This is a genomic window from Kaistella flava (ex Peng et al. 2021) (assembly GCF_015191005.1).
Classification (GTDB): Bacteria; Bacteroidota; Bacteroidia; order Flavobacteriales; family Weeksellaceae; genus Kaistella; species Kaistella flava.
On record NZ_CP040442.1, the window covers coordinates 2,126,515 to 2,141,219 of the forward strand.

The window sequence follows — 14,705 nt, forward strand, 5'->3', positions numbered from 1 at the left end:
AAATATTAACATAAGAAATTATTAATGTTTATATTTTAAACAAATGAGAAATCATTAGAAAGAGTACTAAAGGAGAAAAGACGAGAGCCCTACAATCAGAATAGGATATTAAATACCGAAAACACCTCAGCTGTCAATTAAAAACGCAAAGAAAGTTAACCTTTTTTTGAATGTTGCGGCCACAATCGAAGATCGGTAACATAAACGAATGGTATTAAAAAGAATCATATCCGCTGTCAGGAATGTTTACTTTTTAAATGTCAGGATTATTGTAAGAAGCATAGATTCTCTTATTAAAGAGATAAAACTTGAAAATCAAAACCTCGCAATCGAACAAAGCCGAACAATTATTCGGCTTTGTTGTAACATAAAACGATATGACACTTTAGATCTTTCACACTGCAGTTAACACCCATCATCCAACATCAAGCATCAAACGATAATTTTTACTTCGTTATTTTCTTGGTCACAACACTTCCGTTCTGCGCACCAAGTGAAGCGAAAGTGATTTTCAAAACATAGATCCCGTTGAGGAAGTTGCTTGCATCGAGTCGGGTTTCTTTTTGGTTGGGCGTGAGTTTCTTCATCAGTCTTCCGGAAGCGTCAAATACTTCAAGAGCTGAGATATTTTTAGCTGGAGATTTTACTACAAAATCATTTCCGTCCCGGTAAACAATGAGGTTATCTTTCAGAGAAGTACCTGTTGTGAGAAAAGTTTCCGGGTGATAGACGATTTCAAACCGGCCCTCTGTTAAACCTTCATTTGCGGTAAATCGGTAATTGGCTTCTGATAGATTAGTGAGGATGCCGGTTTGTTTGTCCTTTAAATAAACAGGTTGTCCGTTATCAAAAATCCCTTCTCTTTCCCCCAAAGAAAAGACATAGCTTCCAGTTGCGTAATGGCTGGTTCCTACTTTTACGACATCGGTCAGTTGCAATACCTCTTCCCGACCCTGAATTCCCAATCGCCGATCACCGAGCGTTGTAAAGAGCGCATCAACCCCTAAGCCGAATAACTCGGTATCATAATCAGCATCATAACCATTGGTTGCATCTTCAACATAGCCAATTAAAGTCGTAGTTACCACCTGTAACGGAGTGGTTAAATGCAGCCAGTATCGGTTGATCGGCACGTCATTATCTTCCAGAGCTCCTTTATTAAAAAAGACCGAACTGGAGCCAACGGTTCGGATGGTATTTTTAAAGGTGAGGGTTCCGTTCTGTTTCGCTTTCACTATAAAGCCCTGTCCTACTTTAATAATTTTGGTGGGTGTAGCACTTTTAATATTGGCATTTGCTCCTAACGTGGCGGGAATTCCACCTGTCCCATTGAGTATTGCATAATTATTATAATAACCAGCTCCTGGGTAAGTGCTACCTTGCATGCCCGGACTGGGATTCAGGTTGGTCCAGAAATAAGCAACTTTATTGATGCGCATCGCATTATTGTTGGCCAACTGATAAAAATCAATATTGCTTGCATACGGGTTTCCGATCATATTATAACCGTTGCCCGCGGGAAGCGATTGGTATTCCAACGGGAAGGTCACTTCTCCGTTATTCGGGATACCTTTAAAAATCCCAGTAAAGACTTGCATGGGAGCTGGATCAGAAGCTGTTCCAACCGGATAATTATTGTTGGCTCTAATCGCATATCCTTTTGCAGCACTTTCGAAAACCCCAAGATGATTGTTTCCGAAACTGTTGGTTAATGGGTTGATAACTTCAAACAAATCATCGCCTTCATTATAGGTGTAAAATCGTGTATCAATCGTTCCCGGGGAAAAGGTCTTCAGATTTTGACCTGAAACCGGCGAGGCCCAGTAAGTATAATCTAATCTTTTTAAATTAGAGTTGCGTTTAACAGTGAAAGTTCCATTCCCGGAGTTGGTATTGATTTCGTGAATCTGAACAAATGAAGCCTCATTTTCTACAATGACATGTCCATTATTTAAGAGCTGATCAGAAACAATGAAAGGACTGTCTTTTGAAACAGTTACGGTTGCATTATTAAGTTCGCATTGACAAACCTGCAGACTTCCTCCCCAAGCAGCAGTGTTATAATTTCCGTTAATAATTACCTTATCCGTTTTCACAGGAGGAGAAGGCAACCATGCAGAACCATTCCAGACTTTCGGAACGAGACCGGTGCTAATCAATCTAATATCATCTAAAATCCAGGATTCATGTGCTGCATTATCCTGCACCGCAATTCTTATTTTCAGCTGAGAAACTGCCGGCAGATTTTGAATCGACACTTCATTATACTGTTGAGCTGCATTGGCTTTAAAATAGGTCAAAAGATTATTAGCAGCATAATTTTTAACCCCTGTGATTTTTCCAGCATTGCCAAAACCCCAGGCGAGATTATCAGTATCTGAAACTAATTTCGCCTGCTGATACCAGGTTGCTCCATTATCCGGACTTATTTCAACGAGCACGAAATCCATTTTATCAGCATCACTGGTCGCTGGTGTACCAGTGGCATCGAAGGAGTCCATTCCGTTCGTATTACTTCCTAAAGAAAACGCCGCCACCTTAAAATAGAGCTCGATATTGGAATAAATGGAAGTATCAACGGGTTCAAAATCAAAGATGAGGGGTTTGAGTGAAGAATTCGGTTCACTGCCACCCTGAATCCTGAACCCGCGCAGACCTTCTGAATACAGATTATTGGTTGCAGGTTTGTCATTAGCACTGCTTTTACCGCTTATAAAACCGGTTTGAGGACCATACATCTCAGTATTATTAACCGTATAGGTGAGTTCTGTAAATTGCGGAATCGATTCAAAACCTTGCTGGGCAATAATCACCTCCCCAGCAGCACCACAAAAATTAGCATTTCCGGCAATAGCGAAATCGTAGGGATTGCGAAGAGGATCATTGTTGGCAATAACAACTGTTACGGTTTTTAAACCAACAGTGGTAGGTGCAAACCGAACATCGAAGTCGACCGATTGTCCTTGTGCCAGTTCAGTGCCGGGCGCTGGATCATTAAGCACCGAAAAATCAATATCATTTGCGCCCGTCAAACTGATTTCTCCCAAAATTAAATTAGCACCACCTTTATTGGTAATGGTATATGTTTTCGTTTGGGAGTTTCCTAAATTTTGGGCAGCAAACAAGGTTCTGTTCAGACCGGAAGGAGTGGTACTTCCTTTGTTAATCGTGGTGGTACCGCCTGTCAATTTCATTTCTACTTTTGCCGGTAAAACCTGTCCCGAAACACCGACTAATCGGGTGACTGCAGATGGAGAGGTCAGGCTAATGGTTCCGGAATAAAAACCTGCAGGTAACCCATTTTTTAAACGGATGTGAATAACTTTATTAGTAACGCCATTGGTTCCGCTTTTAGCAAAAACGACTTCCTGAAAAGGGAAAGCATTCCCACCGTCGTAGGCGGCATTCGAAGAAATTTCCCAGCCTGCAGATACAGATACCGTAAGATCGGAACCAAGGTCAGAACCATCAACCCTGAAACTTTGTGTAGGAGATGATGGCCCCTGCGCAAAATCGTAAGCGAAACCGGAGAATATTAGATTCTGTGGTAAGGTATTGATCAAAATGATAGGCTGAGTAACTACCGCTTTTACGGAAAAAACATATACTGTTTTATTAGGGTCATTACTGCCAATAAAAATGATTTCCGAATAAGTTCCTGGCGTTGTGCTGCTAAAAGAAACTGTAAAACTCTGGTTGGTAAAACCCGTCATTGGATTCACCGTTGGTTGAGCCGACACGGAAAACCCATGGGAACCATCCAACAAAGCGACGGCAGGATGATCTAAGATAAGGTCACCGCCACCTTTATTTTCGATAACAAATGTTTTCGAAACTACCGCTCCCGAGATGACAGATCCAAAATCAGTATTATTTGAAACAGCGGTCACGTCTGAGCCATCCGGAATATTATTTCCGTTTCCTTTGATTATAATATCCGGATAAGCAGATCCTGTATAACAAGTCCAGACAAGATCATCAATAACGACCTGTTGATTTACAGCATTCCTAACTTCTATAAGAACAACTCCGGGAATATCAATATTATTGACGGTGAAAGTTTCCACCCCGGTATGATCCCAAGCTTGAGAGGTCGCCACCTTTGCTCCATTAATAAAGAGATGCACTTGTCTGTTTCCAGCGCCTGTGAAACCTTTCCTCAACTTACAGCTAAAACTTGAAATCCCGTTGGCAATAGCAGACGAGGCTAATTTACTGGTAGTTTTAGAAAATAGGATTCCTTTTCCATTAATGCCATAAATCCCTTCATTTCTTGCTTCTGTATAAGACCAGGTGATGAGATGATTACCCACAAAAGAGCCTGTTGTGTAGGAATTTGTGGCATTTGAATTAGAAAAATCTTCTGCATAATTACAGGGTGCTGCTAAGGTTGTCGCCGAAGCCTGTGGTGCACCGCCCAGTTTATAATCGATTGCAGTTCCCGAATTGGTATAAGGCCAGATTTTAAAATAATAAGTGGTAGCAGGACTGAAGCCAGACCCATTAAAACCTCTTGTTCCCTGTGCTACATTTTGGGAAACACTGCTGTTTGCTACCGGCATACCGTCGGCAGGGTCTGGTATTGCTGCAAAAGAAGTATCACTCCATCGAATAAGATAACCATCAGGTATTGGCTCCAACACCGAATCGATCCACTGGAGCGCAATAACATTATTAGCCAGGGTACCACCAATAAAACCTGCTGGAAACTGGGCAGGCTCAGGCTTAATAAGAGAGGAAACTACCGAGCCGTTGAAGGTGAAATCATTGATACTGAAAGTTCCTCCCGGCGCAGATGCACCCCAGGCATAGATCCTAAAAGTAATGGAGGCTGTTCTGTTTTGGAAATTAGCAGCAGTCAAATTAATAGTTCCTCCTGTTTCCAAGGGTATAGCAATAGTAGTCCCAAAAGAATCAAGACTGGTACGTATGGCAAAATTTTTCGGTCCGGTACCGGATACTTGTGAAGAATAAACGAAACTTAAGAAATTAATCGAAAAGTTCGAATTGGGCGTAAGCATGAATTCGAAATAGTCATTTGCATCCAAATCTGCAGAATTCCAGCCAGTTGCATTATACCTGTCATTTGCATTACTACCAATGACTCCTAAACCCCTTCCTATTCCGGTAACAGAAATATTATCATTAAAGGTTTGACCTTCAGTATAAGGATTACCAGTATTCGGATTGGTGCCGGTAATTGGATTTGAAAAAATGCTTTGCGCAAAAAACAGATGACACGCAAAAAAGACATAAAAGAAAAACCCTCTTTTAAAAGGTAAAATTGTTTTCATAATCATTTGGTTTTCAATACCAAATTTAGGAAAAACACGCAGTTTGAGAAGTACTCTGTTTCAGGGATTTCAGAGAGGGTGAAAAGGACAAAAAGACCGCCAACCTGCAGATGAAAAAGAGATTAAAGAAATCATTTGAAATCGATTCAACCTATTAAAAAATCAGTACGGAACGGCTTTAGCCTGCTTTCAAAACGGAAGTATAAAATTAGGCTTTAGTCAAAATTTAAAATAGGTTTTCATTGAAGTCTTTAATTTCTTTAATTCGATTATCGGGTTAAATCCCAGTACAAGAGATTTTACCTGCAAATAATTTTGTTGAAGCAACTACCCAATTAATGTTGATCGAACTCAGGTAATTTCGAAATGATGAGTAATCAGCGCAGAAGAAAAACAGCCACGCACAAAGATAAAAGAAACAGAGAGAAAGAAACCTATTCTTTAAAAATTCAACCCGAGCATTAAACAACAAAAAAGCCGAACAATTGTCCGACTTTTTATTGATAATATACATTGACCTCTTACTTTGTAGATGGTATTTTTACATCTTACTTTCTACCTCGTATCTACTTTACAATTTTCTTGGTAACCACATTTCCTTTCTGATCATTGGGCGAAGCAGACGTGATTTTCAAAACATAGGTTCCGTTGACGAAGTTGCTTGCATCGATTCGTGTTTCTTTATGATTTGGATTTAACTTGAGCAACAATCTTCCGGAAACATCATAAACTTCTACATCAGAAATTGTTTTGGTAGAAGATTTCACCACAAAATCATTACCATCGCGGTAGATAATCAAGTTCTCTTTTGAAGAAGTATCTGTTCCAAGAACAATTTCAGGTTGGTATCTAATTTCAAAACGATTTTCGGTAAGCCCTGCATTGGCTGTAAAACGATATTCTTTTTCTGAAAGATTAGCGAGAATACCATTTGCTCTGTCTTTGAGATAAATATTTTGTCCGTTGGCAAAAACCCCTTCTGTCTCCTGAAGTGAGATTACATGATCGCCGGCGGTATAATGATTGGTTCCGATAGCAACAATATCGTTGGTATTCAAGGGAAACTGTCGTCCTTGTATACCTAATTTATACTCATTTAGGATGGAGAAGATTGCATCTGAACTCATGCTTAACATAGGAGCATCATAGCTCAATTCAAAATTATTGGTTGCATTAGGAACATAAGCAACAAGAACCGTAGTGAAATCCTTGCTAGGGGTTGTTAATTTCAACCAGAATCGGTCTTTGCCTTCTTTTGTGTTTTTATCGAAAAATATACTGGAATCTGCACTTCTCACGCTGTTATTAAAAACTAAGTTTTGTCCGTTAGCGTTTGTTTTTGCTTTCACAATAAATCCTTGGCCCACTTTTATAATTCCAGTTGGTTTAACATCACTACCTTGGGCAGCCCTTGTTCCCGAACCGTTTAGCATTGCATAATTATCATCCTTATAAGTTGTTCCACTTACATTTGCATTTACATTAGTCCAGAAATAGGCAACGTTTTCTAATACCGCACTGTTGAGTGTGTGTAAGCCTGATGCTCCATCAAAGCTGATATTAGAGGGGTACGGGTTCCCAACTAGATTATAACCACCATCAGGGTGATTTGTAGCGCTATAAGAATAGGCTAATTTAAACTCTTGTACTCCATTATTCGGAGTTCCTATAAAATTACCCGTCCACTTATCCTTAGTATTAGATTGGGTATTGCTTGCGCGGATAGCGTATCCTTTAGCAGGAACAAAGTCGGCGTTAACATTGGTCACCGCAGTAAATAAATCGGTTCCTTCATTATATTCTAAAAATCTATTATTAAGAGTTCCTGGTGAGAAAGTCTTTAAAACTTGACCATTAACCGGTGACGACCAATACACATAATCTAAACGCTTGATATTAGCGATTCGCCTTACAGTGATTGCACCTGAATTTACAGCTTCATCGTTAATCTGCACCAAATTGGCATCACTTTCTACTACAAAATTGGCGATACCGGCATTATTTATAATACCATTTGTAACGGTTAAGAGACCTTCTTTCATTATTATTAAACTTCCACCACTTTCTACTGTTATTGTGCCAACTATCACATTAAATCCTGCAGGAATTTTAACTGCAGTACCATTTTTTATAACAATAGTACACGCATTTATATTTGATGTCTCGGAATAATCTGCAGCAAATATTGCAGAAGTTGAAGAATCTGGCTCTCCATTGCTCCAAGATACTCCATTCCAAGTGGTACTTTTAATGGTGATCGTTGCGATATTCGAAACACTCTCATCACAGTCACCATTTTGTAAAACTGCTCTTATATAAGTAGTCGCATTTACAGGTCCAATTTCTGATCCAGTAAGAGTTGTTGTGAAATTTGAAATATTTTCGAAAGTTGTAAAATCCGCATCTGTAGATTTTTGCCAATGCAAAACTTTCCCTACACTTCCCGTTAATTGTAAGTCAGCAGATAGTGAATTCGTACAGATTTGTTGACTAGCATTTGATACTGTTCCTCCAACAGATGAAGGAAAAATATAAACTGGAATCACATTATCCACTGCCGAAAATCCATTTGCATCGCGAACAGTAAGTGTATAATTTGTTGTTCCGACGGTAGTTGTTGGAATTTCAACCTCATCTGAGTTAGGCAATCCATTTGACCACATATACGTAAATGGTGCATCTCCACCAGAAATTACTGCATCCATTGTATGGGTAGATCCAATACAGAAATCTCCATAACCATAAACTTCAAGAGTAAAATCTCCTGCTTTTAGACCTGTAAAGGAAGAAGTCTGTCCATTAGTTAAGGTAGCATTAGTTGCAACCAAAGTATTATTAGTCAATGCACCGAACTTAATCCAAGGATTTGTAGTTAAGTTAAAAGTTCCATTTAACTGTGCAGCAGAAATTTCTGTTTCTGCTCCAAGAATATCTAAAGCATCGTATTTTCCAGTAATCGTTGCAACCGCTCCCGTAATTCCGGTTTGAGTTACATTCCAATACTTTCTCAAATAATTCTGAGAACTATTATTGTTTGGATGTTTTACGTTTTCAGCATTTACTCCTACAAAGGCATTAGAAAATGTTCCAGCAGTTATATTTACCGTAATTGGCGCATAACTTGGCGCGCCAGCTAATTCTCCAATTGGGAATAAATAACTTCCGACCCCTGTGAAAGGTCTGCGTACTACACCAGTTCCGTCAGCTACAATCATTGTGTTTGTGCCAAAAGTTCCCACAACAGGATTAATTCCAAGAGTTAAATTTTTGTCACCTATAACTACATTTCCTTTTGTAAGTGTTAGTGTTCCACCAACAGCAATATCCTTCGCAAGAATAACTGCTCCTGCTTCTTTGTTTACAATTAAATTACTAAAGTTAATTGCAGCCGTTCCACCAATTGTTTGATCAGAAACACCAGCCAAATTGATTGTTTTCCCTGTAAAAGATACAAATTGATCTAGGGTCAGATTTCCTCTTACATTTAAAGTCGTTGAAGCAATTGTAGCTCCAGTTCCAGTAACTATTAAGTTATGATATCCACCTAATGAGTCTCCACCAACTGTAGGAATTACTTGATTTGTTCCTTTAAATTCTATTGTGTTTGGAATTAAGGTTGTAAACATAGTTCCGTTATTTGTCAAAGTACCAGCGATGCTCATATAATTTCCATCTAAGGCATGAAGTCCAGCTCCAGCTGCAATTGTTAAATTATTAAAACTTGTGTTTCCAGCAATTGTAGCATCAGCATTTTTAAATGTCACCTTGCTTGTTCCGGTTCCAGGATTGAAAGTTCCGTTGTTTTGCCAAGCTCCCGCTCCACCAGATACTGTTAACTGAGCATCTGCTGGCACATTTACAGTTCCGCCTGCTTCAATGATAATCAATTGTACGTTTGAATTAACATCAATGATAGGTGATCGATTAGAAGAACTGGAAACAATTGGAATAATTACCTTTGAATCTTCAGTTGGAGCATTATTAGGCGTCCAGTTCGCTATCGAATTCCATGAAGTACTCACTGAACCATTCCACGTTAAAACATTCGCTTCAGACTCGTCCAGGGTGATATATACTTTATCAAATGTAGGTTCAAAATACAAACTAATATCTGCATTAGTAATTTCCACCCAATTTTCGTCAGTATTATTGTTGGAACGTCCTTGATCAAATGTAGTTACTGGCACAGTTGTCTTATGTCCCCAAAAAACCAATTTAGATTCTACATTGCTATTTAATTCACTATCTAAATAATGCTGACGAATAATGGCTTTTGTACCAACCGCACCTGTTTGAATAATATCAAATTGGCGTAGAATTGTTCCTGCTTTCCAAGTTGGCGCTACACCAATTGTCAATTTTGCACTCATCGAAGTAGGAAGTGTTCCTGCTGGAGGGAAAGTAATTGAAGAATTTGGATGTCCAAAAGTGTATAATTTATTTGTCGTGAAATAATTTCTTCTAATGATTCCAGTCACATCACCAATTCCTGTATTTGTTCCATCTGGTCCCATCGTTAAGGTAAAAGCACCCATATCTAAACTTCCTTTTGTTGAACTTGCATTTGCGGCTGGCAAATCTAGTTTACCATTCACAGTAACATCGGCAGCTGCAGTTGTTCCAGCAGTTGATGATAATGTTAAATTGTTATAAGTCCCAGCAACTAATGTTTGAGCTGCAGAAGTTGCATTCATGTTCAGAATACCAGTACCTCCCCAAGTTTTGCCTGAAGCAAAAGGAGTTGCAGTTGTATTTTGTATTCGGATTATTCCATTGTTCTGAATAGAAGTTAAATTTCCAGATAATATGTTTGTTCCTAAATTTAAAGTTTGTTGCTCATCAACTCTTAAAAGTTGGTTTACAGAAAAACCATCTTGAACGGTAACTGAATTTGCAGTCGCTCCTATTAAACTGAAAGAGTCAAAAAGATTGGTTGTTCCAGGAGTCGTCTGATCAAAACTTAAAAAAGGATTTAGATTTCCTCTTACAACCAATTTACTGGTTGCTCCACCGGTTAAACCATTTGCAATAGTATTTTCCACTTTTCCAGCAATGGTTAAAGTTTTTTCTTTAATTGCTAATTTACCACCATTAAAAAGTAATCTATTTTGAACAGATAAATCATTTGATAAACTTGCATTTCCTTGCAAAACGAAATCTTCAGCAATTCCATCAAAAGATGCAAATGTTGTTGTCGGGTTGGCAATTACCTCAATATCATCAATCCCAAATTCATCTTGTGCTCCAGTTCCTGAAACTAATGATCCTGACCATCTAATATAATAGTAAGCATTATTAGCTATATTTCCTGTCGGAATTGTAACAACTCTATAATAGGCTTTCCAACCCGGAGCTAAATCTGCTGTAGTTGGTGAATCAACATCTGCTATAATCTGATCTGTATATGTTCCAGTTGCAGATGAACTGTAGCTAAAGCGAATTCTACTAGAAGCTGCTTGATCATTATATACATATACTTTGTATCCAATACTAGCGCTTGTCATTGTTGCGCCAGTTTGATTCTGAATTCTTAAAGTAATTGATCCTGGATTAAAATCAGCAGAAGTTCCAGTACCACCAGGCTGAATTCCTAAGGTGTAGTTTGGATTATTAGAATTTCCAACATTAAACGCATAGATTCCTGTATCGTCTTCCTCACCATCGGAAGGACCATTTTCGTAACTACTGTCTTCTACACTGTTTCCAGCAAAAGCAATATTTCCACCTGAGAATCCTGAAAACGCCCAAGAATTTGAATCCAGCTGTCCGCTTTCAACAATTTTAGACATTCCAATTCCTTGAAACGTATCAAGATTGACTCCATCAACGGTATCGTCAAAGTTTATTTTATAAGAGGTATTTGCTAACTTAACTTGCAAACCAGCTGGACTATTTAAAGTAGTCGTGTTTCCAGTTGCGCCATCTGAACGATAATTTTCGGTAGCAGGAAGACCATTAAATTCTACAATCGAAATATGATAAACTGTGCTTGGCTGCAGACCTGTGATTTGAACAGAAGTTCCAGCTCCTTTATAAGCCACAAAGTTTCCCGTTCCAATTTGAGAGCCCGTTCCAAAAGCAGCATTTGCATTATAGGTAATACCATCTGAAGGAAGTGTGCTTACTGCGGCTGCTTCTTTAATAAGTACTAATCTTTGAGCTCCATTTCCGCCGATCCAATTTAATTTGAATCCAGTTGATGTTATGTTGGTAAATGAAACGCCAGTTGCATTTGAAGTTGGTTCGGCAGCAAATACGCGTCCTGAAACCGCAACTAGTTTAGTTAATGCATTCGGGGAAGCATGTGAAATATTTCCAGTATAGTTTCCTGCAGGAGCAGAATTTTTAATTCGGGCACGTAAAGTTATCGGTTGTCCTGTAAGTGTGCCTTGACCTTCAGTGTAGGGCAATGTCAAAAAAGAATAGTAATTTATTCCATCAACAGAAATTTCAAAATTTACAGGAGCAGTCACAGTTGCGCCAGCATTTAAATTAGCGCCATTGATAGTATATGTATTTGTTGGATTAGAAAACGCACCAGTAACCGTAGAAACAGCAGGTAAAGAAGTCGCTGATAAGGTTAAAACTGGAAGGCCAGCAGTTTCAATTGTGAATGGCAAAGCATTCGAAATAAAAGACCCATTGGCGACCGTAATTTGTCTTGTGCCCGCAGTTGCAAGATCTGTTGCCACAATAGCTGCTTTTAACTGTGTTTCGGAAACATAGGTTGTAGTTCTCAGTGCTCCATTCCAATATACTTTACTTGATGGTAAAAATCCTTCTCCATTTAAAGTTAAAGTAAATGCACCAGTATTGGCGATTTTAGAATCTGGATCTAATGAGATAAGCTCAGGCGTTTCAACGCTCACTGAAATATTGTCAAAAAATGCAGTGCTGTTTTTCGCTTTGTTTGCGTTCCAATACGCTCCCATCATAGTCAAAGGTTCATTAACAAAATCTGTGATTACAACTTCGTCTTGAAAAACTAAATTTCCCTCCTTAGGATCATTAAATGAAGTTTGATTGTCTTTTCGTAGATATAAGGACCATTTATTATCTGCTGGATTATATTCCACACGAATACTTGTATATTCAGCCCCAAAATCTTTTAAACCTGTCGTCGAAGAGGTAATTTTCACACTAGTTCCAGCTGCTAAACCGTTACTATATGTAATTAATCTTATTGGATCTGTAGTTGTATTTTGTCCTAATGCAATAGCATACCCTTTACCAGAACTATTAGTAGTTCCGGGCGTTCCTGCCAAAATAAAAGCAGACCCAAATTTCCCACCACCTAAACCACTTGGATTTGGTCTTATCTGTCTCATATTAAAAGTCCATGAAACGACTCCAACATTCTGACTTAAAATAGATTTATAAAGCGAATTGAAATTTGAAGTAGATGTACTTGCCATCACCCAACCCGGAGCATTCGCCGCCGAGGTTGCATCATTGGTTAGAGTTAACATTCCGCCATCAATTTTGGCGCCCATATCACCACCACTTCGGGTAACGGCCCATTTCGAAGTTCCGATTGGTCCTGTTGTTGTAAAATTTGGACTTTGAGGAGTTCCCGGCGTATTAAAAGTTTCCGTAAAAACGGTTTGTTGAGCATTCACCTTAGAGCGTGTAAAAATAAATGACAAGCAGAAAAATAAAACGCAGTTAGTAAGGAAAGATTTTATCATAATATAAAATTTAAAATTTGGGGTTACAACCTTATGAAGTTGATTGGACATTTAAAAGCTAATAGATTTAGTTTCTATATTCTAAATAATATAGTTTTTGCATGTACGTCCCCGTACTTTTGTTAAAGAGCTCGTTAAGAAAAAATTATGCAGTTGATCTCTCCAATTATAAACGCTAGAAATGACGTAGAAAAAAGTAAAACTTTTTAGAATCGTTCGTACACAACTAACTTTCGAAGATAAATTATTTGGATGGGTATTGAAAGATAGAGGAATATTCATATAAAACTTTCTGTTTATACATTATATTCATCAATTAGTGTTTATGGTACAAATATATATGTTTATAATTAATAAAAAACCAAACTTTATTTGAAAATAAACAATTATAATTACAATATCATAAAAAACAAAATTCTATTGAAATATTTCTACTAAACCTTATTTTTCTAATTAATTTTCCCGAGAGAAGTATAATACCCTTGAAAATTTGGACCACTATTTAAGTTGAAATTATTAACTTTAAATAGGCAAAAAATAGAAGAAAATTTAATGGTAAATTTAAACCAAGGCAGCAATTAAGGCTTTAAGAGAAAGAAAAACGCTTCAGCAATTGGCGTTGAAATTTAAATTGCAACCCAACCAGATCTCTGTGCTGAAACAAGAGCTTTTTTTTTCAAAACTCAGAATTGATTTTTGAAGAAAAAGCCCAAAAAGAGATTCCAGACACTGATTTAGCGGAACTTTATGCCAAGATTGGCAAGCTGGAGATAGAAAAGATATTCTTAAAAGAAAAACTTATAAAGGTTCGATTTATGATAGATCTAGAATTTTACTTGAGTAAGATTCTAAACTATCCGGCAATAATGTGAACTTTTAGATATCAACAGATCCAGTTCTTATTATAATGCTAAAGCTAAAATCCTCTAAAATCTTCAAGAGATAAGACCTACATATCAACAAATTATGCAGAAACCCACCGTGGGAGTGATAACTATTAAATGTATGTTGAAAGAAAAAGAAATTAACACAAGATTCAAGAGAGTTCAGCGTTTGATGCGAAAAACTTCTCATGCCAATCTATCCTCGTAAAATACTTACCCAAAAAAGGACAAATAAATATTTACCTGTATTTATTAAGGAATTAAGAGATTCATAAACCTAATCAGGTGTGGTAAATAGACCTTTACTTACATTCCGATGAAAACGGTTTCATATACACGACAGCAGTGATAGGCGTCTACAGAAGATATATTGTAGTTTGGGGAATTAGCAATTCTTTGGAAGCTTCGGAATTATTAAAAATTGTTCAGGAAGCCATTAGCATTCATAGTAAACCAGAGATTTTAAACTCCGTCAAGGACACTCAATTTCATGTCAAAGTGATGTAGCTATTTTTAAAAAAAAAGATAAAAACACCAATGGACTGGAAGCGTAAACGTTTAGACAATATTTCATTGAAACATTTTGGCGAACATTAAAATATCAGCACATTTTTTTTTAAATCCTACCAAGGACGGATTAGAAATTATCCGGGAATACAAAAATGGTTATTGCGATCCCACTATAGTAGCTACCAAGGAATCGAACTTAAAAAGCCATTTGAAAAGTATAAATCAGCATCATAAAAACAAATAAGAAACAACTACTTGTGGGCTAAAGAAATGTGGGCTAGAATAAGATTTGAGCAAAGAGTACAATCACCAAAATCCATTAACTCCTT

Annotated in this window: 4 protein-coding genes; 2 read left to right on the forward strand and 2 right to left on the reverse strand. The window is 37.7% G+C overall.

From position 1 onward, the window contains the following. Window positions 1-446 precede the first annotated feature (446 nt). Together Q73A0000_RS09540 and Q73A0000_RS09545 are read right to left on the reverse strand one after the other, a co-directional pair. Complete coding sequence (locus tag Q73A0000_RS09540) at window positions 447-5,294, reverse strand: choice-of-anchor D domain-containing protein (protein ID WP_193810747.1); 4,848 nt, start codon at window positions 5,292-5,294, stop codon at window positions 447-449. Window positions 5,295-5,860: 566 nt separating this feature from the next. Beyond that, a complete protein-coding gene (locus tag Q73A0000_RS09545; RefSeq protein ID WP_193810748.1) occupies window positions 5,861-12,982 on the reverse strand; it encodes a T9SS type A sorting domain-containing protein in 7,122 nt (2,373 codons plus the stop codon). Window positions 12,983-13,671: 689 nt separating this feature from the next. Between Q73A0000_RS09545 and Q73A0000_RS09550 the strand changes: the two genes are divergently transcribed. Then, window positions 13,672-13,854 (forward strand): hypothetical protein, encoded by a 183-nt coding sequence (locus Q73A0000_RS09550; RefSeq protein WP_193810749.1) that lies wholly within the window; start codon window positions 13,672-13,674, stop codon window positions 13,852-13,854. A 357-nt stretch (window positions 13,855-14,211) separates the two neighbouring features. Further along, window positions 14,212-14,373 (forward strand): hypothetical protein, encoded by a 162-nt coding sequence (locus Q73A0000_RS09555; RefSeq protein ID WP_193810750.1) that lies wholly within the window; start codon window positions 14,212-14,214, stop codon window positions 14,371-14,373. The last annotated feature ends 332 nt before the right edge of the window (window positions 14,374-14,705 follow it).